Consider the following 20,692-nt stretch of genomic DNA (forward strand, 5'->3'; position numbering starts at 1 on the left):
TCTAGGTCTCTGCTCTCTCACCGGTCGAGAACAACTGTTCCATGAGCCGTTGCTGTGCGAGTCTGAGGTGTCGGTTGACGGTCGGCTGTGAGACACCGAGCATCTCGGCCAGCTCCTCGCCAGTAGTCTCGCGGGGCTGTTCGAAGAAGCCCGCGAGGTAGGCGGTTTCGAGGACCTCGCGCTGGCGGTCGGTGAGCGAATCGAACAGCGTCGTGACGAGTTCCCGTCTGGTCTGGGTCGGCCGCTCGACGTGTCGTCGAGCCGTGAGTTCGACGCTTGGGTTGTCCTCGCGCAGCATCTCGACGAACTCGCGCACGTCGGTGCTCGTCGGGAGGTCGACGACGACGTCCATCCCCGTGGGGTCGGCGGTGATGGACTGGGGGCGGCCGCCGTGGCTGACGAGTTTCGCGGCGACGAGGGGGGCGGCGGTCGTCACCTCGAACAGGAGTCCGTCCGCGTCGCTGACCAGTCGGGTGTCGGTGACGGAGACGAGGTCGGCGAGGACCGCACGGACGGTGTCGGGGTCGGTGTCGCGGGCGAGGAAGAAGACCCGGTCGTCGTCGTCGGGGACGGTGGCCAGCCCTTCGTACTCGACCCGGCAGTCGGCCTCGCGGGCGATGCGGGCCAGGAGGTCGTCGGCATCGGTGAGTGCCAGTTCCAGTTCGAGCAGCGTCTCGGCGTGGAGCGCCTGACGGGTCTTGGCGGCGGTGATCGAGTTGGCGATGGACTCGCCGAGTTCGGTGAACACGGAGCGTTCCAGGTCGCCGAACGCGTCGGGTTCGGTGGCGTAGACCGCGAGGACGCCGTAGGAGTACTCGTCGAACACGAGGGGGACGGCGACGACGGAGTGGAAGTTCTGGGCGAGCGCGGGCTTGCGCCACCCCTCCTGCTGCAGGTCGTCGACGACGTTCTCGACGACGACGGGGGATTCGGTCCGGGCGGCCTGCCAGGCCGGCTCCGGGGTGGTGGCGGAGCCGTCGGCGGAGATGGCGTCGAGGTAGCGCTCGCCGTCGCCGGCCCACTCGCGGGCGGTGACCGACTCGCCGTCGGGGCCGAGCGCCCCGATCCATGCGAAGCCGATGGTGTCGTCGGCGACCAGTCGCTCACAGACGTCCCGTTCGATCTCCTCGTGGGTGGCCGCACCGATCAGCGACTGATCGATCGAGCGGATGATCTCGGTGATCTGCATCTGCCGGCGGAGCCGCTCGTTCCGGGCTTCGAGTTCGGCGTCGCGTTCCCGGAGCGTCGCCTGGCTCGTCAGCCGGTCGAGGGCGGCCTCGGTCGTGGCGACGAGTGTCTCGACGAGCTGGCGGGTGGTGGCGTCGATCCGCTCCGCCGGGGAGAGCGCGACGAACACGCCGTGGTCGCCGACGGGGACGAGGACCCCGTTCCGGACGCCGTCGAACAGCCCGGTATCGTCGGTCACGTCGCCGTTCTCGACGACGGTCCGGGTCTCGGTGACGAACGTGTTCCAGATCAGCGAGTCGGCGTCGCCGACCGCCACCGACGGTGCCTCGTCCCACCGGTCGGCGAAGGCGTCCGTAACCGCCGTCGGTTCGAGCGTGTTCGTCTCGCTGTTCAACAGGTAGAGCCCGACGGCGTCGGTGTCGACCACTTCCGTCGCCACGTCGACGACCAGGTCCGCCACGTCGGCCTCCGTCTCGGTGCCGAGCAGTTGTCGGGCCGCGTCGTGGAGCGACCGGAGGGCCAGTTCGCGACGCTTCTGGTCGGTGATATCCTGGACCGACCCGTGAATCTCGACGGTCACGCCGTCCTCGCTGATCGCTTCGCCGATGGTCCTGACCCACCGCTTTGCTCCCTCGGCGGTGACGATCCGAAGCTCCTCGTCCCAGCCCTGGCCGGTTTCGACCGCCCGCTCGACGACTCGCCGCCCTCGCTCGCGGTCGTCGGGGTGGTAGAACTCGTAGACGTCTTCGACGGTGAGGTCCCGGTCGGGCGAGACCTCGAAGATCTCGTAGAGTTGAGCGGTCCACTCGGGGGTGTAGGGTGGGTCGCCGGACAGATCGACCGACCAGCCGCCGATGGTCGCCATCCCGCCGGCGAGGGCGAGCAGGTCCTTCGCCCGTTCGAGTTCCCGCTGGCGCTCCTTGCGGTCGGTGACGTCCATGATGACGCCTTCGAGCGCCTCCGGATCGCCCGCGTCGTCGTAGACGCCGCGGCCCTGTTCCCAGAGCCACCGCCGCTCCCCGTCGGCGTCCTCGATCAGATAGGTGACCTGGAAGGGATCGCCGGTCTCGATGGCCCGCTGGACGGCGGTCCAGAGCTCCTCGTTGTCGCCGGCGATGACGTCGTCGCTCCAGCTCACTGCCCCGGACTCGATGGTTTCGGGGTCGTAACCGGTCACGGCCCGACAGCCCTCACTGACGAACTCGAAGGGCCAGTTCGGTTCGTTCGTACAGCGATACACCATCCCGGGGATGTTGCCCATCAACGTCGAGAGTTCGCGTTCGCGCTCCCGGAGTTTTCGCTCGCGTTCCTTGCGTTCGGTGATGTCTCTGCTGATCCCGATGACACCGACGATCTCGCCGTCCTCGTCGCGGTAGGGATACTTGTTGTCGAGGAAGACGACGTCCTCCCCGTCGATACGTCGAGTCCGCTCGACGACGATGGATTCGCCGGTTTCGAGGACCTCTCGGTCGTCTTCGATCGCGACCGTTCCCTCCTCATCGAACAGGTCCCGGTCGGTCTTGCCGATCACCTCGTCCCGGTCGAGGTCGAGGAACGCCGCGCCGGCCTCGTTGACGAACTGATACCGCCCCTCTCGGTCTTTGATGTAGATCGGATCGAGCGTGTTCTCGACGATCGCTCGCAGTCGCCGCTCGTGTTCCCGGCGCTCGGTGATGTCGCGTGCGATCGCGACGATGCCGTCGAACTCGCCGTCGACCGTCAGCCGCGTCATTCGATACTCGACGACCGCGTAGCCGGCTTCGGGGTACGTCGCTGCGTACTCCCCGCAGAGCTCGTCCCGGTTCCCCTCGACGAGTTCCCGGTAGGGGTCGCCCTCGCTCTCCGCCCGGAGTCGCTCGACGAGATAACTGCGTCTCCCTTTCAGTTCCTCGGGCGTCGTCTCGTAGAAGTTGGCGAGCGCGCGGTTCGCCACCTCGATCCGGCCGTCCTCGTCGTAGATGCAGGCCGAGTCCCGCATCGCGTTCACGAGGGTCCGGTACCGTTCGAGGTCGCGTTTCTGCTCCTCGCGTTCGGTCACGTCGCGGGCCGAGACGACCAGCGACACCACCTCGCCCTCCTCGGTGACGGGGCGAACGGTCCCCTCCCTGTAGAATCGATCACCCGACCCGTCGGTGAGATCCGCCTCGTAGCTGACGTACTCGCCGGCTGCTGCCCGTTCGATCGTCTCCCGAATCATCCGCTGAGCCTCGTCGTGGGCTTCCCACCACGGCGTCTCCCAGAAGGGGACGCCGTCGACCTCGTCCCGGTCGGCGTCGATATACGACATCGCCGTCTCGTTGCTGTGTCGGTGGGTCCCGTCGGGATCCAGCAGACCGACGAGCATCCCCGGGTCCTCGAAGACCGCCTCGAACCGCTTCTCGTCGTCCGATCGCGACCGCTCGTCGGCGGCCAGCGACGCGGCCAGGTCGTCGAGTTCGGTCGCGAGTTGGCCGAGCCCGTCCTCGCGGTCGGTCGGCAGGTCGAGATCGTACTCGCCGGCCTCGAGCCGCCGGACCTGCTCGATCAGTCGGCGGATGGCACCGTCGGCATCGTGCCCGACCGCGAGTCCGGCGACGAGCGGGAAAACGCCGTCACCACTCGCTGTCCCGACGAGTTCCTGGGCCCACGGTCCCCCGGTGACCGTTACCCAGACCGTGCCGACGGCCACGAGCGCGACCGCCAGCGACCAGTGCCGCCGTTCGCCCGGTCGCTCCCTCTCGACCGGTCGGCGACGGACGCGAGCGCACACTCGCCATTCTACGGACAGCAGGTTGAAAAATATACACGTCGCCGATTCCACTCGGCACGGAACTGACGACCGATCGCGGGCACATACCGACCGCGAGAACCCGACTCCGACCAGCGGGCCGGCTCGGCGACGACCGGCTCCCGTCCCGTGGTCTCGGCCGCCGGGGCTATACATATAGCGTCCGGAACACGGTGTCCGTTCGGCATATGCCGAGCAGGTGGATACCGCTGACCGCTCTTGGAACGAGTATGGAAGCACACGCACCGGCCAAGCCTGTCGAGCGAATCAGTACCCGCGTAATCGAATCGATCGCGGACGCACGCGGTGTCGACCCGACCGAACTCGACGTCCCGCTGTACTGGGAGATCGACCTCGAAGCGCTGGACAAACTCTGTGCCAGTGACTCCGACGACCTCGCGGTCACGTTCACCTACGACGGGACCACGGTGACCGTACAGAGCGACGGTCACGTCGATGTCGGCGGGTCGGCCGAGGCCTGATACCATGAACGACGACCACGGACGGCGCATCGGGGATACGTACGAGGAGTACGACATCGGCTCGACCACCGTCGCGATGATCGCAGACAGCGAGAACGAACACGCCTGGATCCAGTCGGACGTCACCAGTCCGGTCGAACCATGAGTGGGGACCAGTACGAAGTCCCGGCGACCGGCCCGGAATGGCTCGGCCAGCTGTCAGGGACGGGCGTCGCCGACCCGATCGACCCGATCCGTGTCGTCTACGCCGACGACAACACGGAGTTCGCCACGATGGCCGAGTCGACGCTCGACGCCGAGGGGCCGTTCGAGGTCATCACGGTCGAGTCCGCCGAGGCGGCGATTGAACACCTCGACGCTGCCGACTGCATCGTCAGCAACCTGGACGGCTCCGCCCGCACCGACGACGACCTGCTCTCGGCCGTCCGGGAGCGCGACCCCACGCTCCCGTTCGTGCTCTTTACCGTCAGGTCGCTCCGCGACGTTTCCGAGCGGACGCTCGACGGGTTCTGGACCGACTACCTCGAAAAGGACGGCCTCCGGTCGCTGGAACTGCTGGGCAAGCGGATCCGCCGACTCGTCGCCCACCGGGACACCAGGGCCACGGCGCGCCGGAGTCTGGCGGCGGCCGAGGCCACACAGGAGGGCGTCGTCATCGTCGATCCCGACGGCACCGTCCGGTTCGCCAACCACGTCTACGCGATGCGACTTGGGTACGACCCAGGTGAGATCGAGGGACGGCCGTGGCAGGACTGTTACACCGACGACGAGGCCGACCGCCTCGCCTCGACCGTCCTCCCGACGGTCGAGGACGACTGGCGCTGGACCGGCGAGTGCGTCGCACGTCGTTGGGACGGCAGCACGGTCGCCGTCCAGGCCAGTATCGTCCGTCTCGACGACGACAGCCTCGTGATCGTCCACGACGGCGACGCGGACGCAGCCTGAACCGACCGGGTTATACCGCCCGCTCGGCGAGGACTACGTACCGATGTCAGACGACCAACCCACCGTGCCGGTCTTCTGTGACGACTGCGGGACCACGACGCGAGTCCCGCTGGACGACGTGGGCGAGGCCATCGAGCGCCACAACGACCAGCTCCACGACGGCGAGGAGGTCGCACAGGTCGACCCCGACATCGCCGACCACCTCGCCGATCTGGTCGCCGACGACATGGGACTTCTCGAGGAGGACTAACTACCGGACCAGATCCTGCCGAAGCCGCCGCGCCTGATCGGCCATCTCCGACGCGTCGTCCACGTCGGCCAGCGCCTCGACGGCCTCCAGTGTCCGGACCGAATTGTCGAGGAAAGAGAGGATGTCGCCCGGATAGGCGTAGAGCATGTAGTCGTCCCCCATCACGTCGACGATGGCGTCCGGGCCGAGTCCCTGCGCGCGCAACTCGAGCAGGTAGTCGACGAACTTCTCCTCGGGGTGGCCACAGTGGGGGTTCGCCTCGCAGTCACAGTCCAGAAAGTCCTCGGCGAACTCAAGCACCCGGTCGCGGGTGGCGTCGTCGAGTTTCGCCAGCCCGTCGCCCTGATAGAGGATGTCCAGCGTCGCCCCCGAGAACGCCCCCTTCGGGATGGAGGTCTCTAGCTGGGAGGCGATCTGCCGGTGGTTCTTCACGTAGATCTTGTCCGTGATGGCCACGCGTACCCCGTCGTTGGCGGCTGACGCGCAAAAGTGTCTCGGAACTCGGGAGCGACCGGCGGCGAGCCCCGTCGCCAGGCTTTTCCGCACGGCGTCGTCGGGACCAACCGCATGCCCGACGCACCGATCCAGTGTCCCGTGTGCGGGTGGACCGGACAGCCGACCGATCTCGCCGCCGATTCGTCGGCCTGCCCGGTCTGTGGGGAATCGCTCGACACCTGACTACGTCGTCGTCCAGCCGCCGTCGACGGTCATCACGCTGCCAGTGCAGTAGGCGGAGGCCTCGCTGGCGAGAAACAGGGCGATTCCCTTCAGATCGTCCGGGTCGCCCAGCCGACCCATGATCGTCTCCTCCTCCATCCGTTCGTGGAGGTGGTCCATACCGGAGTCCTTCCGGAAGGCACCGCCGCCGATGCCGGTGTGGACCCACCCCGGCGCGATGGCGTTGACCCGGATGCCCTCCGGGCCGAGGTCGGCGGCGGCCTGTTTCGTCAACTGGGCGACCCCGCCCTTCGAGGCGACGTAGGCCGCGACGCCGGGGAAGTCCGACGCGATCTGACTTAGGACCGACGCGGTGGTGACGATTCGGCCGCCCTCCGCCATCACCGCAGCGGCCTCCCGGATCGTGTAGAACACGCCGTCTAAGTTCACGTCCATCACCTGGTGCCACTGCTCGATGTCGTACTCGTCGACGGTCGCACCGAGGCGGCCGATGCCGGCGTTGGCGAAGGTCACGTCGAGTCCGCCGAACTCCTCGGTGGTCTCCTCGACCATCGCGACGACCTCCTCGTGGACGGAGACGTCCGCCGGGATCGCCAGTGTCTCGGCGTCGAGGTCGTCGGCGACCGCCTCGACACCCTCGACGTCCTTGTCGGCCAGCGCGAGCAGCGCGCCCGCGTCCGCGCAGGCCTCGGCGATGGCCTTCCCGATGCCCGAGGCCGCGCCCGTCACGAGGACGACCTCGTCGTCCAGTCGGAATCGGTCGAGCGTGCTCATCCCTGTGGCTCTCCGAAGCGGGTGACGTACTCCAGTTCCGCCGGCTCGATCTCCTCGTCGTCGAAGGCCCCCTTGGCGATGGAGCGCATGTGTGCCTCGTCGGCCCCGTCGACGATGCGGAACGCGCGGACGTTCTCGTAGAAGTCCGCCAGCGGGAGGTCCTTGCCGATACCGTTGCCGCCACACACCTGTACGCAGGTGTCGACGATGTCCTGGACGGTTTCGGCGGCGAAGACCTTCGACATCGAGACCTCGGTGTCTGCCTGCCCCTCCTCTTGAATCGTTCGAGCGGCGTGGCGTACCATCGTCCGCGCGGCGTGCAGGCGCATCTCGGCGTCGGCGATATCGAACCGGAGCGCCTGCTTCTCGCTGAGTTTGTCGCCGTAGGCCGAGCGCTCGTCCATGTAGGCCTTGGCGATGTCGAGCGACCGGTCGGCCATCCCCATGAAGCGCATACAGTGGGTCAGGCGGGCCTTGCCGAGGCGCTGCTGTGCGATGGCGAGGCCGCCGTCTTTTGGGCCGAGCACGTTCTCCTCGGGGACCCGAACGCCGTCGTAGACGATCTCGGCGTGGCCCATGCCGGACTCGCCCATGTGTGGGATGTCGCGGACGAACTCGACGCCGTCGGCGTCGGCGTCGACGATAAAGGCCGAGGTGCCCACGTAGGGGTGGGCGTCCTCGTTGGTCCGGGCGACGACGATCAGGAACTCCGGGCGCTCGTGTCCGAAACTCGTCCACCACTTGTGGCCGTCGATCACCCACTCGTCGCCGTCCTTCGTTGCTGTCGTCTTGATCTGTTTGGCGTCGGAGCCGGCCCCGTCCATCGGCTCGGTCATCGAGAAGCCAGAACTGATCTCGCCGTTCACCAGCGGCCGGAGGTACTCCTCTTTCTGTTCCTCGGTGCCCGCTTCTTCGAGAATCTCCATGTTGCCCTCGTCGGGGGCGGCGACGTGCATCGCCCCCATCGCGAAGATGGAGCGGCCGGCCTGTTCGAAGACCGGTAGCAGGTCCGCAAACGCCATGCCCAGACCCCCGTACTCCTCGGGGATCTGCGGGCCGAACACGTCGCGTTCGCGGGCGATTTCGCGAAGTTCCTCCATCAGCTCCCGCCCTTCCTCCTGTCGGTCGGCGTCGCTCCCGGCGTCGCGTTGCCCCAGTAGCTCTCGCTCCCGAGGCAGCACTTCCTCGTCGACGAACGCGCGGGTCCGCTCTGCGACCTCGCGCGCCCGTTCGGAATCCTGGTAGGTGAGATCCATACCCTACCAGTGCGAAACTCGTCGGTTAGGTGTACTGCCCCGCATGGGAGGATTATTTAACCCTCTCTCGTCTTGCCGCAGGGATGACAACTCCTTTACTACAGACCATGCAACTCGGTGGCAATGCCAGACGAAGCCGATCTCGTCGACCGTGAGCGCTTGCGGGAGTTCCTCGCTGAGCGACTCGGCGAGACCGACCAGTTCGACGTCGAACGACACGATCAGGGGTTCTCGAACGAGACGCTGTTCGTCACCTGGGGCGACCGCGATCTCGTGATCCGCAGGCCGCCGCCGGGCGAGACCGCCGACACCGCCCACGACGTGCTCCGGGAGTACGAAGTCGTCCACGCCCTGCAGGACACCGACGTGCCCGTCCCGACGACCGTCGCCCAGAGCGAGGACACCGACGTGATGGGCTGTCCGTTCTACGTCATGGATCGACTGAACGGCGACGTGATGCGGTTCGTCGAACTCGACCGCTTCGGTGACGCCGACTCCCGTCGGCAGGTGGGCGAGGAGATGGTCGACACGCTCGCGGCCATCCACACCGTCGACGTCGAAACTGTGGGCCTCGACGACTTCGGCACTCCCGAGGGGTTCGCTCAGCGCCAGGTCGACCGCTGGACCGAGCAGTTCGAGTGGGCCTTCGAGGAGACGACGGCGGAGCGGGAAGTTCCCGAGATCCACCGCATCGGTGACTGGCTCGACGACAACGTCCCCGAATCCTCCGCCCACGCGCTGGTCCACGGCGACTACAAACTCGACAACGTCATCTTCCAGCCCGGCACCCCGCCCGAGATCGGCGGCGTCCTCGACTGGGAGATGAGCACTCTCGGGGACCCGCTCTGTGACCTGGGCTGGCTGCTCTTCTTCTGGCCCGACCCCGAGGACGACCTGACGCCGCTGATGCAGACGATGGCACCCTCCTTCACCGCTGACGAGGACTATCTGACACGGGGCGAACTCGTCGAGCGCTACGAAGAGAAAACGGGCGTCGCCGTCGAGAACCAGCGGTTCTACCGCGTGCTGGCGGTGTACAAGATGGCCGCGCTGGGCGAGATGTTCTTCGCACGGTACCTGATGGGCAACTCGGACAACACGCTCTACCAGATGATGGAGGACGGCGTGCCGACGATGGCCGACCACGCGGTCGAGATCATCGAGGGCGAGCGCCCCCTGTAGATGTCCGTCCACACCGTCGATCGACTGGAGGACGTGCCAGAGCCCGCGCCCGAGGCGACCTTCGTCGTCGTGGACGTGATCATCTCCTCGACCAGCGTCGTTCGCCTGCTGGAGGCTGGGGCTCGCTACGTCCGCCCGTTCGCCGATGTCGACGCCGCCCGCGCGTTCAAGGCAGACACCGAGAACGCGCTCCTCGTGGGCGAGCAGGGCGGCCAGCCCGTCGACGGCTTCGACTGCTCGCCGCTGCCCTCGCTGATCGCCGAGCGGGACTTCGACGACCGCCCGGTGGGCATCCTCACCTCCAACGGGACCCGCGCGGTCCACCGGATCGGTGACGACGCCGACGTGCTGATCGGCAGCACCGTCAACGCCGCCGCCGTCGCCGATCACCTGTGCGAGCGCGACGGGGACGTGTGGCTGGTCGCCGCCGGCCGACAGGGCGACCGCACGCCCGAGGACTCCGCGGGCGTCGAGCTGATCCGCCGACACTACGCCGACGAAACTGCCGCGTTCACGTCCGACGACCTGGCGGCACAGGTCCGCGAGAGCGGCACCGCCGAGTGGTTGCAGGGCCTTGGCTTCGAGAACGAGGTCGAGGATCTCTGTGCGTTCGACACCAGCGACGTGGTGCCGCGACTGCGCGATGGGCGGTTCGTCCGGGAGTGACGCGTTTGGCAGCTGGCGAGTGCCCTGTCACACCGTTGCAGGGCGTTCCGGGAGTCGTAACGTATTTCAGGTGCAGATGGCTTACGTTGAATTGCGTGTCCGGGCTGGGGTAGTGGTATCCTGTATCCCTGTGGCGGATACGACGTGGGTTCAATTCCCGCGCCCGGACCTACATTATAATTCATTACAAACACTCGCCGAATAACTCCGTTCTTCACTTTCACTTTCACCGTGGGTGGCGCGGAATGAAGTGTTGTCTTTGTAAAAGAACAGACCATGCCGGAAGAGGAATGTCCGACGTGCGGGGAGGGGTTCGACAGTCGCCGTGGACTCGCTGTCCATCATAGCCACGCACACGACGAGAAGCTACCGAACCGTGAGTGTGACGAGTGTGGCGTTCGGTTCTACTCGGAGTGGGAACGCAAGTACTGCTCGGATGCCTGCCGGTACGAGAACCGAGATAACGCAGGCGAGAACAATCCGAATTACAGCGGCGGTAAGACGACGACCGAGTGTGACATCTGCGGCACGGCGTTCGAGTACTATCCATCCGACAAGGAGGGGCTGTACTGCGCGGACTGTGTCGAAGACGAAGACTGGCGTGATCCACCGAAAATCACGGGCTCGGACCATTACCGCTGGAGGGGTGGCAAGCGCGAACTCGACTGTGAGACGTGTGGCAAAACAGTTGAGCGTCACCCATGGAACATCACCGGCGAGGCCACGTTCTGTAGCGACGAGTGCCAATACGAGTGGCTCTCCGAATCGTTCACCGGCGAGGGTCACCCCAACTGGGAAGGCGGCGACACGGGCAACTACGGGAAGGGCTGGAACCGAATCAGGAAACTCGCACTGGAGCGGGACGGCTACGAATGTACCCACTGCGGCAAGACGAAAGCAGAGATCGGGCGGAATCCCGACGTGCATCACATCGTCCCGGTGCGCGTGTTCGCGGCGGCGCGTGGTTTCACGAAGGAAGACGCCCACTACAAAGAGAACGTGGTCTCGCTGTGTGTCGACTGCCACCGGAAGGCCGACTTCGGGGTGATCCCGAAGGCGCGGCTGCTGTCGTACGTGCCGTTCGGGCGGAGATACGGACCACACACCGGTCTCCCGGAGGGAGCGGGGCGAGTCGAGAGCGGGAGCCGACGGGCACAGCGGCCCGAACAGCCCGTGCGGTGACTGCCGAAAAGAGAGCGCTCGTCGAGTGATTACGGCGAAGTCCCGTCTCCGGGGAGTGACTACGGCGAGGTGCCGTTACCCGGCAGGGTCGGTGTCGTGTCGGGCTGGGTCGAGTCGCCGAAGCCGCCGGTTCCGGTACCGGGTCCGGTCGCGGAGTCCGTCGGTTCCGGGACGCCGGGCTGTTTGTCGCCGGCGACGAGGAAGCTCGCCATGTTACTCACGAAGGCGTCGTTGTCGGCGACGGTCGCGCTGTCGGGCGCGATGAAGTTCGTGTTGCCGACGGCGACGACGCTGTCGGTCCGGACGGCGACGGGATAGGTGCCGTCGCGGCGCGTCGCGGACGACGTGGCGTCGCTCTCGACGATCGGTGTCGCGTCGCCGTCGGTGGTCAGCGCGGTCGCGTCGTCGAATACCAGTCGGTCGACGCCGGCGGTGAGGTCGCCGTCGCCGGCCGACTCGGCGTAGATGCGCTGGAAGTTGTTGGCGTTGGTCTCCATGTCGTAGAGGTAGCCGGCGCCGAAGGAGATGCCGAAGGTGGCGGCGAGGTTGGTCGGCTGGCCGGGCGTGGTCGTGGTGCCGGTCCCGGTGCCGATCGGGATGTCGACCGGGAGCGACTGGCTAGCGGAGGACGGTGGGACCGGATCGGCCAGCAGCAGCACGCGGCCGCCGGCGTCGGCGAAGGACTCGATCCCGTTGATCTCGCCGGTGGTGTACGCGCTCGCGGGGTTGGCGACGACGAAGGCGTCGGCGGACCGGAGCGTCGCGTTGAGGCCGGAATCGCCGCCCGAGAGGCCGCCGGTGCCGCTTCCGAGGCCGCTACTGGAGCCGCCGGCGTAGAACCGCACGTCGTGGCCGCTCTCGATCAGGGCGTCGACCAGCGGTTCCATGTCGCTCTCGCCGATCGCGTTGCCGTGGCTCTGGTCGACGACGACGGTTTTCGTCTCGTCGCTCTGGGGCGATTCGACGGTGCCGTTGTCGTCGACCGCGGTCGGGAGCAACTCGGTGTCGTAGGCCGGTGCCTCCGTGTCGCCAGCGGGGGACGACCCGGAGAGGAGCGTCCCGGTGGCGGCGGTGGCGCCGAGTACGACGACCACGACGACTGCGAAGACGCCGACCCCTTTCAGGAGGTCAGTTCCCGCCATCGGCGCTCACCTCCGTTACGTTCCCGCTGTCGGGAGTTTTCAGTTGTCCGTGGAGCATGAGGTACTGGGTCGTCTCGACGGTGACGCCGTCGCTGGCCGTCCCGCCGGAGCCGTTCAGTCCGATCGAACTCAGCGTACTCGGGGTCGGTGACTCCTTCCGGACGGTCCGGTAGTCGGAGAGGCCGGCGTCCTCGGCCGCGGCATTCACGGCCGCGTCGAGCCCGCCGACCTCGTCGGCGAGTCCGAGCTCGACGCTGCGGGTGCCGGAGTACACTTTCGCGTAGGACAACTCGGTCGCCGAGAGGTTGAGTTCGTCCTCGCGTTCGGCGACGACGCTGTCGACGAACGCGCGGCGGAGCGCTTCGACGCGCTGGCGGGCCTCGTCCTCGGTCGCGCCGGTGACCTTGTCGGGACCGGTCGTGATCTGGTTGTCCGGCGCGCCGGTCTGGGGGACGACCGCCCGGACACCGACGCTGCCGACGGTGCTGGCCGGCGTCACGTAGATGCCGTCCGCAGGGGCGCTCATGTAGTAGGCTCCCGAGGCCGCCATCCCGGTGACGGCGACTTTCACGGGCATCTGCTCGCTGGTCCGCTTGACCGCGAGATAGAGCTGCTCGCTGACGGAGGCCAGCCCGCCGCCGCTGTTGATGTCGAGGACGACGGCTTCGATCGAGTCGTTCTGGCGAGCCTCGCGCAGGTCCTCGATGGCCGCCGTGGCGGTGTCACCGTTGATGGTGCCGTGCATCTCGACGACGGCGACGGTGCCGTCGGGGTCGGTCGTCGCGCCCCACGCGTACGGGACGAGCGCGGCACCGACGACGAGACCGACGACGCCGAACACGACGACGGGGCCGCCGAGGCGGTCGAGGAGACCGGGATCGCGGCTCACGCCGTCCCACCTCCGGTGACCGGGGCCGTCCCGGCGTCGGGGGTCTCGGCGGGCGCGCCCAGCGAGACGTTCCGGAAGCGGATCGTCTCGGTCACCTGCTCGCCGTCCTCGGTCCAGTTCGACTCGATCCGGAGCGGGACCACTCGCTCGGCGTCGACCCAGACCCGTCGTTCGGGCTGGCTCTCGGTGGCGTCCTCGGGCGGCGTGATCGAGAAGACCGCGGCGGGGCGGCCGTCGAGTTTGTCGGTGCCCTCGAAGACGACCTCGTTGTCGCGCACGAGGTCGGCCGCGACCGTGCCGAAGCGTGCGCTGGCTTCAGCCTCGGTGTCGACACGCTCGCCCGCGAACAGCTTCGTCGACGGGTTCTCGATCACGGCGACCTCGCCGGCGTTCGGGCCGGTGTGGTAGGCGATCGCGAGCGAGTCGCCCTTGTCGAAGGCGACGGTCGCGCGGGTCGTCCGGGTCTCCGTCCCGACCGCGACCCGCTGGATCATCGTCGCCTCGAATCCGTCGAGGGTCTCGTAGCGCGATTCGACCTGGTCCGCGACGGCGTCCGGATCGTCGACCGCTGTCCCGGGGGCCCCGAGACAGCCGGCTGTCACGAACACGAGTCCGACGACGCCCATGAGGGCACGCCGCCGGGTTCGACCTCGTAATAATGATGACATGCGTCGCTTCCGTCTACACTTACCGACACTTTGGTGTCCCGTGGAGAGTTTCTGATTCAGCACACGGGCCACAAGATTTATATGTTGGTTGTGGCACATCCGATCGACCGATGGCAGACGGTGTGTTTTAACCCGTCTCGTGACAACCCTGCCACATGGTCGAGACCTACGACGCTGCGGGGTGGGCGGAGGCGCTGGCCCGTGTGCGACAGGTGGGCCACGAGAACCGCGTCGTCGTCTCGAAGACTGTCGAGCCTGGGCTCCCGGACTCGGTCGAGGTGCGGCCCTCGAACTTTCCGTGGTCGATCCACGGCGGTGCGGTCCGGGTCTACCGGGAGGACAGCCCGGGCGAACACGTCCAGATCAAGGAGTTCCGGGATCGGTGGGAGGTGTCGCTCGACCGGGTGAACCCCCACTATCAACCGCTGGGCCACGCCCGCAACGACGTGCCGGTGGCGTCGCTGGTCTCGCTGCCGCTGTTCGCGGCCACGCAGTCCGTCAGCCTCGTCGGAGCGCTCGCGTCGACAACCGTCGAAAAACAGGGATCGCTCGTGAACGACCGACTCGTCCCGCTGGCCGGGAAGGTCCTGATCTGACCGTTCAGTCGCCGCGGACGGTCACCGAGGGCTCGTTCGGGTGCGCGTGAGTCAGCATGCCGTACACCGGCGATTGTCGGTAGTAGGCCGCCAGTTTCTCGCGCTCGTCGTCGTCGAGGCCCGTCCCGTCGATCTCGATTTCGATCTCGGGATCGCCCACCACGTCCTCGAACGCGTCCGAGTGGCCGAACAGGACCTGCGTGTCGACCGGGAGGCTGACGGTGGTCTCGGTGTCACCGACGTCGATCCCGTCCCGGAGCGCGTTGTAGGCGACCGTGGCGTTGATGCAGGCGGCGACCGCCGACAGGGCCGTCTCGACGGCCTCGATCCGGTCTGCCGGCTCGGAAAAGCCCATCTCCGCCTCGATCTCCGGTGGGACGCCGAAGCTAAATTCGTGCTCGCGGTCCGCGCCCATCTCCTCGCCGCCGAGCGACCACTCGCCGACGGACGCGGCGGTCCGGGCGGCCACGTCCTCGCTCTCGCCGCGTGCCCTGAACTCCAGTCTCGCTTCCTCGGGTTCGTCGCCGACCCACTCGACGAACTCGTGATACGTGTCGAGGTCGACGCCCATGCGCTGTCGTGTCGGTTCTTCGGATGCCATACGAGGAGGGACACTATCCGGATCCGTAGTTATGAGCCGCCCACCTGCGCCCCCGACGCGGTAGGGTCGCCGACTCTCGTCGAGGCTCGTCTCCCGCCGGCACCTGTCCGCGACGCTACCGGTGAGACGCCGGAGTCGGGTAGGTCGTCGTTAGTGCTGGTGGCCGCCACGACTGTCGTGCCCCGTTACCTCTTTTGTGTGTGGGGTCCTCTCCTCGGTCGTGCAGGTCGCACTGGTCACGGTCGGGGACGAGTTGCTCGCGGGGGACACGGTGAACACGAACGCCTCGTGGCTGGCAGAACGACTCGCCGAGCGGGGCGTGTCGGTCCGGCGCGTACTGGTCGTGCCCGACGAGCGCGCGGAGATCGCCGAACGCGTGCGGGCCTACAGTGGGGCCTACGACGCCGTCCTGGTCACCGGCGGGCTCGGGGGGACGCCCGACGACGTGACGATGGCGGCCGTCGCCGACGCCTTCGACCGTGGCCTCGCGGTAGACGAGCTGGCGCTGGCCGACGTGGAAGAGACCCTCGAAGCCATCGCCGGCGACTATCCCGACCTCGAGGTCGACGCCGAGGCCGAGGCCACGATCCCAGAGGGGAGTCGGCCCCTGCTCAACCGCGCGGGACTGGCCCCGGGCTGTGTGGTCGAGAACGTCTACGTCCTGCCGGGAATCCCCGACGAGATGAAGACCATGTTCGAGGACGTGGAAGACGAGTTCGAGGGCGACGCGATCTCGGAGTTCCTCTACACGGAGAAACCGGAGGCCAACCTCGTGGACGCCCTGACCGACGCGGGCGCACAGTTCGACGTGACCGTCGGCTGTTATCCCGATCGGGACGCGGGCCACAATCGGCTGAAAGTGACCGGTGACGACCCCGAACAGGTCGACGCCGCGACGGCGTGGCTCGCAGAGAAAGTGGACGCGAGCGAGGAGCCACCGGCTGGCGAGGACTAGTCGTCGGCCGCGACCGCGGGCGGCTCGGTGAACTCGACCGTCGTCCCGTCCTCGCGACACTCCTCCAGCGCGTGTTTGGCGGCCATGCCGGCGGCCTGTGCGACGCCGGCCTGTCCGACCCCCACTTTCAGGTCCACGTCGACTGCCTCGCGGACGTGGTCGATGGCGTCGCGGTAGTCGGCCGTCGAGAGGTCCGCACAGACGGCGATGATGTTGTCGCCGCCGACGAAAAAGGAGAGGGAGTCGTGGGCCTGTCGCATGTAGCGCATCAGTTCGGCGTAGCCCTGTTCGATCCGGATGAACGTGTCGAACTCGTTGAGTTCGTCCGTGTACTTGCCCGTCGCGTCGTTCACGTCGAAGTGGGCGATCTGTACGTCGTCGTCCGTCCGCTCGTCCTCGGCGAGGGTCTCGCCCCGAAGGATCTCCCGTCGGGTCTCGTCCTGTGCGCTGCCGGCCTCCTGGAGGCGATCCGAGGCACGGCCCAGCGCGGCGACCGGCGAGGCGTCGACTGCGACGCTCACGCTCGCGGTGACGGGGTAGCGGTTCCCGATGGACTCCTGGACCAGTGCGAGGTCCTCGGCGTCGAGTCCGTTGGTCACGGCGACCATGTTGTCGAATCGGCCGAAGAAGGCGTATCCCTGGCGGTTACCGACGAGCTGGGACACGTCGGCGTACAGCCGCGACTGCATCGTCTGGAGGTCGACCTCCCGGCGCGGCGTCGGCGTGACTGTCCAGGGCCCGTAGTTGTCGATCTGGATCAGCGTAACCTGCGTGTTAGTCACGATACCCGTTGTACGGGGTAGAGGAGTATTGTTCTTTGGAAGACGGTCGGATGAGCCGAGAGGTCTGCGCCCCCGCTCCTCACTCCCCGCCCGTCCACTGCCCGAGCAGGTCCAGCTGATGGGTCACGTAGACGAGTTCGCCGGACGTGACCTGCTTCCGGCGCGTCCGGAGCCAGTCGTCGAGCGTGTCGTCGTCGAGCCCCGCACCCCTGTCGACCTCCCCGAGTGCGCCCTCGATCGTCCGCAGGACGTACTGCAGGAAGTACGCCTCGTCGTCGGGATACCCGCTCTCGTCCGGGTAGACGACCCAGTCCGATCCCGCGACGCCCGACACCGTCGCCCCGTCCAGGTCCCGGAGTCGCGTCAGTGCGTGGTGACCCGCGCGGCTGTCGCCACCCGGCTTCGCGTCCATGTGGTCGTGGTACGCGCGCTCGACGGCGTCGTCGGCCGGGTGGTCCGGGGTGAACCGCGTCCCGCCGTCGAAGGTGATCGGGAAGTACCAGTGCCCGCCGGGCGCGAGCCCGGACAGAAGCGTCGGTAGTGTCTCCAGTCCGAGTACGTCGAGGACGGCCAGGCCGACGAGCAGGTCCCAGGTCCGGTCGGCGTCGGCGACGAAGGCCCCGGCCTCGGCGGTCACGGGCCGCACAGCGATGGTTCGCTTCGGCCAGACGAGGTCGATCCCGTCGTCGCGTTCGCTGACCTCGACGGGGCGGTCGGCCGCCCAGTCCGCGAGGCGGTCGGAGATCGTCCCGACGACCTCCGCGTCCCGGTCGACGGCGGTGTAGACCACGTCCCGGTCCCCGGGGAAGAGGTCCCACTCGACGGCCCGTTCGATCATCGTCCCGACCCCGGGTCCGACCTCCAGCACGCGGAACGGTCCCTCGTCGTCGGCCGCCGTCGCGAGGGTCATGCGGAGCTGTCGCCAGAGTCGCCGGTCGAGACTCCGGTCGTCGACGGACCGCTTGGCGTCGAGGTACCGCCGGAAGTCGTCGGCCGTCATGCGGCGACCCCTCCGTCGCCGGCCACTCCGTGCAGGAACTCACGGACCCGGGCGGTCGTTTCGGGCCAGTCGGGGTGGGCCTCGTATCGCTCCCGCGCCGCCCGCCCCATCCGGGCGAGGCGGTCGCGGTCCCGGGCGAGTGCGCCCAGCACTCGCGTCACGCCCTCGGAGTCGTCGGGGTCGACCAGCGCGCCCGTCTCCCCGGGTGTCACGAAGTCCCGCGCTCCGCCCGCGGCCGACGCGACCGCCGGTAGCCCGAAGCTCATCCCCTCCAGATAGGCGATGCCGAAGCCCTCGTGGCGGGCGGGGATCGCCAGGACGTGACTCCGCCGGAGCACGGCCGCGAGCTCGTCGTCCGGGAGTCGCCCGCGCATGTCGATGCGGTCGCCGGCACCGCTGCGGGCGATCTCGTTCTCGACCCGCCGGACGTACGACGGATCTTCCGCCCGCCCGACCACCGTCAACTCCCATGGTTCGTCGACCTCGGCCAGCCCGTCGACGAGCGTGTCCAGCCCCTTCCGGGGCTCGATGTTGCCGACGAAGGCAACTCTCAGTGGCCCCTCGTGCGCCCGCGTGTCGATGGTCGCGGCGTCGATGTCGGGATCGAAGCGGTCGCCGGCGGGTGGGGCGACGACCGTTCGATCTTCCGGGGGGCCGCCGGTCTCGGTCACTGTGGCCCGGGTCGCGGTGCTATTGCAGACGGCGGCGTCGACGCCGCCGAGGTAGCGGCGCTCGACGGCACGGTAGAGGCCGGCGAGGTGGCGACCCTCGCTGGCTCGCAGGTGGTGGACGACGCTGACGACCGGATACGGCAGGTCGCGGTTCACCCGGAGGAGTGACGGGTGGGCGAGTTCGTCCTGTAACATTACGTCCACGTCGACCTGGAGTCGGTCGCGCAGCGAGGGCGAGAGATTGTCGAGCAGGCCGCGAGTGTACCGGCGGCGCGGGAGTTCGATCACGTCGACGGTTTCGCCGGCGTCACGGAGCCCGTCGACGAGTCGCCGATCGTACCGGAATCCGCCCGACTGCCCGTCGAGACTCCCGTACAGGGTCAGGCCGACGCGCATGGAACGGACGCCTCGTACGCCGCGTGGGCCTCGTCGTCTTCCCAGATCGTTACTGCGACCTCCGTCACCGTGTCGTCGGTCACATCTTCGGTGACCCGCTCCCAGACTGCCTTTGCGAACCGCTCGACGCTCGGATTGTGCCCCTCGAACTCCGGCAGGTCGTTGAGCATCGTGTCGGCGTAGCGACTGTGGAGTCCGTCCAGCGCCGCCTCCACGTCGTCGATGTCGACGAGGTAGTCGAACTCGTTCAGTTCCGGCCCCCTGAACGTGAGTTCGACCTCGTATCGGTGGGAGTGTGGCTCCCCCTCCGGCCCCGCGTCCGGGACAGTGAGAAAGTGCTGTGCGACGAACGACTCCAGCACCGTGACCGTGTACATGTAGAACCTACCACGGTCCGTCGCCACCTAAGTGTCCCGCCGCTGCCGAGAGGCTGTGGCCGCGTCGTCTGGGGGTCTCCCGTCGGTCGTTGCTCCCCGTTCGGCCAGTCGGTGGCTCTCCCGCTGGTCGAGCCGCCCGGTTCACGGCGTCTCCGTCGCCGTTCGGCCAGTCGGTGGCTCTCCCGCTGGTCGAGCCGCCCGCTACTCGTACGTCAACACGACACCCAGCGCGCGCTCGGGGGCGTCGTCGAGCAGTTCGTAGGCGTCGTCGGCCTGCTCGACGGGGAACTCGTGGCTGAAAAGCGCTGACACGTCGATCTCGGCCAGCAGGTCACGCACCAGCGAGAGCCGTCGTTCCTTGTCCCAGCGGCCGGCGTGATCCGGGTCGATGCGGCTGACCTGACTGCTCTGGACCCGGACGTGGCTCCGGTGGAACTCCCCGCCGAGGTGCAGGGTCGCCGGCTTGTTGCCGTACCACGAGCCGACGATCACCTGCCCGGCGTAGCCCGTCGCGTCGATGGCGTCGTCGAGCGCGTCCGGGTTGCCCGAAAGCTCGAAGGTCAGGTCAGCGCCGTCGACGTGTTCGGTCGCCACCGCATCGCCGAGCGCATCGGCGTCGGCCACGGCCCTGTCCGCGCCGAGTCGCTCCGAGATCTCCCGTCGCCGCGCGTAGGGGTCGACGGTCACCAGTTCGCCCAGCGGGAACTCCGAGAGGACGGCGGTCGTCAGCAGGCCGACGATCCCCTGCCCGAAGACGGCGACCCGGTCACCGACCCGCGGGCGGCCGTCCATCACGAAGTTGACTGCGGCCTCGGCGTTGGCCAAAAGCGTCGCGCGCTCGGCGGGCTGATCGACTGGGATCAGTTCCGAGGGGGTGGCGAGGAAGTGACTCTCGTGGGGGTGGAACGCGAACACGCGCCGCCCCTCCCAGTCGGCGTCGACGTTCGCGCCGGTCGCAGTCACGCGGCCGACGGCCGCGTAGCCGTACTGGAGCGGGTACGAGAGGGTTCCGTCGAGCGCGTCGATGGTCTCGTCGATCTCGATGCCGGCCGGCGCTTCGTCCCGGTAGAGCAACAGTTCCGTGCCGGGGCTGATGGCCGAGCGTTCCGTCCGAACGCGAACCTGGTCAGGTCCGGGGTCCGGGACCGGTCGCTCACGAACCGCTACCTCACGCGGGCCGGTGAAATACAGCGAGCGTGCAGCCACGGTCGCTCACCCCCGGACGCGGTAGCGACGGTCGTCGAT

At 67.9% G+C, this 20,692-nt stretch carries 22 protein-coding genes and 1 tRNA gene; 10 read left to right on the forward strand and 13 right to left on the reverse strand.

Annotation, left to right across the window (positions count from 1 at the left end; genetic code table 11):
• Position 1 precedes the first annotated feature (1 nt).
• Positions 2-3,937 (reverse strand): PAS domain S-box protein, encoded by a 3,936-nt coding sequence (locus BV210_RS09365; protein WP_077206413.1) that lies wholly within the window; start codon positions 3,935-3,937, stop codon positions 2-4.
• Between the two features lie 248 nt (positions 3,938-4,185).
• On the opposite strand from BV210_RS09365, the gene BV210_RS09370 reads away from it, so the two are divergent.
• From BV210_RS09370 to BV210_RS09380, 4 genes are read left to right on the forward strand one after another with little or no spacing between them, the layout of a single operon-like run.
• Complete coding sequence (locus BV210_RS09370; RefSeq protein WP_077206414.1) at positions 4,186-4,437, forward strand: HalOD1 output domain-containing protein; 252 nt, start codon at positions 4,186-4,188, stop codon at positions 4,435-4,437.
• Between the two features lie 4 nt (positions 4,438-4,441).
• Positions 4,442-4,582, forward strand: coding sequence for a hypothetical protein (locus tag BV210_RS20265; RefSeq protein ID WP_172824888.1), 141 nt, complete (start codon positions 4,442-4,444; stop codon positions 4,580-4,582).
• A complete protein-coding gene (locus BV210_RS09375) occupies positions 4,579-5,382 on the forward strand; it encodes a PAS domain-containing protein (protein WP_077206415.1) in 804 nt (267 codons plus the stop codon). The genes BV210_RS20265 and BV210_RS09375 overlap by 4 nt, the downstream gene beginning before the upstream one ends.
• Positions 5,383-5,425: 43 nt before the next feature.
• The gene (locus BV210_RS09380; RefSeq protein ID WP_077206416.1) at positions 5,426-5,632 is read left to right on the forward strand and encodes a hypothetical protein; all 207 of its coding nucleotides are present in this window, start codon (positions 5,426-5,428) and stop codon (positions 5,630-5,632) included.
• On the opposite strand, the gene BV210_RS09385 is transcribed toward BV210_RS09380, so the two are convergent.
• The 3 genes from BV210_RS09385 to BV210_RS09395 form a co-directional block, all read right to left on the reverse strand.
• Positions 5,633-6,088 carry a DUF5814 domain-containing protein gene (locus tag BV210_RS09385; protein ID WP_077206417.1) on the reverse strand — a complete coding sequence of 152 codons (456 nt, stop codon included), beginning with the start codon at positions 6,086-6,088 and terminating at the stop codon, positions 5,633-5,635.
• Between the two features lie 222 nt (positions 6,089-6,310).
• The gene (locus BV210_RS09390; RefSeq protein WP_077206418.1) at positions 6,311-7,084 is read right to left on the reverse strand and encodes an SDR family NAD(P)-dependent oxidoreductase; all 774 of its coding nucleotides are present in this window, start codon (positions 7,082-7,084) and stop codon (positions 6,311-6,313) included.
• Positions 7,081-8,340, reverse strand: coding sequence for an acyl-CoA dehydrogenase family protein (locus BV210_RS09395; protein ID WP_077206419.1), 1,260 nt, complete (start codon positions 8,338-8,340; stop codon positions 7,081-7,083). The genes BV210_RS09390 and BV210_RS09395 overlap by 4 nt, the downstream gene beginning before the upstream one ends.
• Positions 8,341-8,463: 123 nt before the next feature.
• On the opposite strand from BV210_RS09395, the gene BV210_RS09400 reads away from it, so the two are divergent.
• From BV210_RS09400 to BV210_RS09415, 4 genes are all read left to right on the forward strand, one after another.
• Positions 8,464-9,522, forward strand: a complete 1,059-nt coding sequence (locus BV210_RS09400) for a phosphotransferase family protein (RefSeq protein ID WP_077206420.1) — start codon at positions 8,464-8,466, stop codon at positions 9,520-9,522.
• Positions 9,523-10,188, forward strand: coding sequence for a 2-phosphosulfolactate phosphatase (locus BV210_RS09405; protein ID WP_077206421.1), 666 nt, complete (start codon positions 9,523-9,525; stop codon positions 10,186-10,188).
• Between the two features lie 98 nt (positions 10,189-10,286).
• Positions 10,287-10,357 (forward strand) — tRNA-His (locus BV210_RS09410).
• 107 nt (positions 10,358-10,464) lie between these two features.
• The gene (locus BV210_RS09415) at positions 10,465-11,370 is read left to right on the forward strand and encodes an HNH endonuclease (protein ID WP_077206422.1); all 906 of its coding nucleotides are present in this window, start codon (positions 10,465-10,467) and stop codon (positions 11,368-11,370) included.
• 59 nt (positions 11,371-11,429) lie between these two features.
• Here BV210_RS09415 and BV210_RS09420 read toward each other — a convergent pair whose 3' ends face one another.
• The 3 genes from BV210_RS09420 to BV210_RS09430 are packed head-to-tail and all read right to left on the reverse strand — an operon-like array spanning position 11,430 to position 14,027.
• Positions 11,430-12,512, reverse strand: a complete 1,083-nt coding sequence (locus BV210_RS09420) for a hypothetical protein (RefSeq protein WP_077206423.1) — start codon at positions 12,510-12,512, stop codon at positions 11,430-11,432.
• Positions 12,499-13,401 (reverse strand): S49 family peptidase, encoded by a 903-nt coding sequence (locus tag BV210_RS09425; RefSeq protein WP_077206424.1) that lies wholly within the window; start codon positions 13,399-13,401, stop codon positions 12,499-12,501. The genes BV210_RS09420 and BV210_RS09425 overlap by 14 nt, the downstream gene beginning before the upstream one ends.
• Positions 13,398-14,027, reverse strand: coding sequence for a hypothetical protein (locus BV210_RS09430; protein ID WP_077206425.1), 630 nt, complete (start codon positions 14,025-14,027; stop codon positions 13,398-13,400). The genes BV210_RS09425 and BV210_RS09430 overlap by 4 nt, the downstream gene beginning before the upstream one ends.
• A gap of 197 nt (positions 14,028-14,224) precedes the next feature.
• On the opposite strand from BV210_RS09430, the gene BV210_RS09435 reads away from it, so the two are divergent.
• Positions 14,225-14,665: a hypothetical protein gene (locus BV210_RS09435; RefSeq protein WP_077206426.1), complete on the forward strand. Its 441-nt coding sequence runs from the start codon at positions 14,225-14,227 to the stop codon at positions 14,663-14,665.
• A gap of 4 nt (positions 14,666-14,669) precedes the next feature.
• Here the strand turns inward: BV210_RS09435 and BV210_RS09440 are convergent, their stop codons facing one another.
• Positions 14,670-15,266 (reverse strand): OsmC family protein, encoded by a 597-nt coding sequence (locus tag BV210_RS09440; protein WP_077206427.1) that lies wholly within the window; start codon positions 15,264-15,266, stop codon positions 14,670-14,672.
• 220 nt (positions 15,267-15,486) lie between these two features.
• On the opposite strand from BV210_RS09440, the gene BV210_RS09445 reads away from it, so the two are divergent.
• Positions 15,487-16,221, forward strand: a complete 735-nt coding sequence (locus BV210_RS09445; RefSeq protein WP_077206428.1) for a molybdopterin-binding protein — start codon at positions 15,487-15,489, stop codon at positions 16,219-16,221.
• Here the strand turns inward: BV210_RS09445 and BV210_RS09450 are convergent.
• The 5 genes from BV210_RS09450 to BV210_RS09470 form a co-directional block, all read right to left on the reverse strand.
• Entirely contained in the window at positions 16,218-17,003 is a 786-nt protein-coding gene (locus BV210_RS09450) for a GTP cyclohydrolase III (RefSeq protein WP_077206429.1), read from the reverse strand. The two genes, BV210_RS09445 and BV210_RS09450, sit on opposite strands and share 4 nt — an antisense overlap.
• A 79-nt stretch (positions 17,004-17,082) precedes the next feature.
• On the reverse strand, positions 17,083-18,003 hold the full coding sequence (locus BV210_RS09455) for a hypothetical protein (protein WP_077206430.1): 921 nt from the start codon (positions 18,001-18,003) through the stop codon (positions 17,083-17,085).
• A complete protein-coding gene (locus tag BV210_RS09460; protein WP_077206431.1) occupies positions 18,000-19,070 on the reverse strand; it encodes a glycosyltransferase family 4 protein in 1,071 nt (356 codons plus the stop codon). The genes BV210_RS09455 and BV210_RS09460 overlap by 4 nt, the downstream gene beginning before the upstream one ends.
• The gene (locus tag BV210_RS09465) at positions 19,055-19,447 is read right to left on the reverse strand and encodes a 6-carboxytetrahydropterin synthase (protein ID WP_077206432.1); all 393 of its coding nucleotides are present in this window, start codon (positions 19,445-19,447) and stop codon (positions 19,055-19,057) included. The genes BV210_RS09460 and BV210_RS09465 overlap by 16 nt, the downstream gene beginning before the upstream one ends.
• Positions 19,448-19,648: 201 nt before the next feature.
• Complete coding sequence (locus BV210_RS09470; protein WP_077206433.1) at positions 19,649-20,653, reverse strand: zinc-binding alcohol dehydrogenase; 1,005 nt, start codon at positions 20,651-20,653, stop codon at positions 19,649-19,651.
• Between the last annotated feature and the right edge of the window lie 39 nt (positions 20,654-20,692).

The sequence above is a fragment of the Halorientalis sp. IM1011 genome (genome assembly GCF_001989615.1).
In the GTDB taxonomy this organism is placed as follows: Archaea; Halobacteriota; Halobacteria; order Halobacteriales; family Haloarculaceae; genus Halorientalis.

What these genes read in the sequence shown, in the direction of transcription:
- BV210_RS09370 (WP_077206414.1), top strand. Translation starts at nt 4,186, where the DNA reads ATGGAAGCACACGCACCGGCCAAGCCTGTCGAGCGAATCAGTACCCGC.
- BV210_RS20265 (WP_172824888.1), top strand. Translation starts at nt 4,442, where the DNA reads ATGAACGACGACCACGGACGGCGCATCGGGGATACGTACGAGGAGTAC.
- BV210_RS09375 (WP_077206415.1), top strand. Translation starts at nt 4,579, where the DNA reads ATGAGTGGGGACCAGTACGAAGTCCCGGCGACCGGCCCGGAATGGCTC.
- BV210_RS09380 (WP_077206416.1), top strand. Translation starts at nt 5,426, where the DNA reads ATGTCAGACGACCAACCCACCGTGCCGGTCTTCTGTGACGACTGCGGG.
- BV210_RS09390 (WP_077206418.1), bottom strand. Translation starts at nt 7,084, where the DNA reads ATGAGCACGCTCGACCGATTCCGACTGGACGACGAGGTCGTCCTCGTG.
- BV210_RS09395 (WP_077206419.1), bottom strand. Translation starts at nt 8,340, where the DNA reads ATGGATCTCACCTACCAGGATTCCGAACGGGCGCGCGAGGTCGCAGAG.
- BV210_RS09400 (WP_077206420.1), top strand. Translation starts at nt 8,464, where the DNA reads ATGCCAGACGAAGCCGATCTCGTCGACCGTGAGCGCTTGCGGGAGTTC.
- BV210_RS09405 (WP_077206421.1), top strand. Translation starts at nt 9,523, where the DNA reads ATGTCCGTCCACACCGTCGATCGACTGGAGGACGTGCCAGAGCCCGCG.
- BV210_RS09415 (WP_077206422.1), top strand. Translation starts at nt 10,465, where the DNA reads ATGCCGGAAGAGGAATGTCCGACGTGCGGGGAGGGGTTCGACAGTCGC.
- BV210_RS09420 (WP_077206423.1), bottom strand. Translation starts at nt 12,512, where the DNA reads ATGGCGGGAACTGACCTCCTGAAAGGGGTCGGCGTCTTCGCAGTCGTC.
- BV210_RS09430 (WP_077206425.1), bottom strand. Translation starts at nt 14,027, where the DNA reads ATGGGCGTCGTCGGACTCGTGTTCGTGACAGCCGGCTGTCTCGGGGCC.
- BV210_RS09435 (WP_077206426.1), top strand. Translation starts at nt 14,225, where the DNA reads ATGGTCGAGACCTACGACGCTGCGGGGTGGGCGGAGGCGCTGGCCCGT.
- BV210_RS09440 (WP_077206427.1), bottom strand. Translation starts at nt 15,266, where the DNA reads ATGGCATCCGAAGAACCGACACGACAGCGCATGGGCGTCGACCTCGAC.
- BV210_RS09455 (WP_077206430.1), bottom strand. Translation starts at nt 18,003, where the DNA reads ATGACGGCCGACGACTTCCGGCGGTACCTCGACGCCAAGCGGTCCGTC.
- BV210_RS09460 (WP_077206431.1), bottom strand. Translation starts at nt 19,070, where the DNA reads ATGCGCGTCGGCCTGACCCTGTACGGGAGTCTCGACGGGCAGTCGGGC.
- BV210_RS09465 (WP_077206432.1), bottom strand. Translation starts at nt 19,447, where the DNA reads ATGTACACGGTCACGGTGCTGGAGTCGTTCGTCGCACAGCACTTTCTC.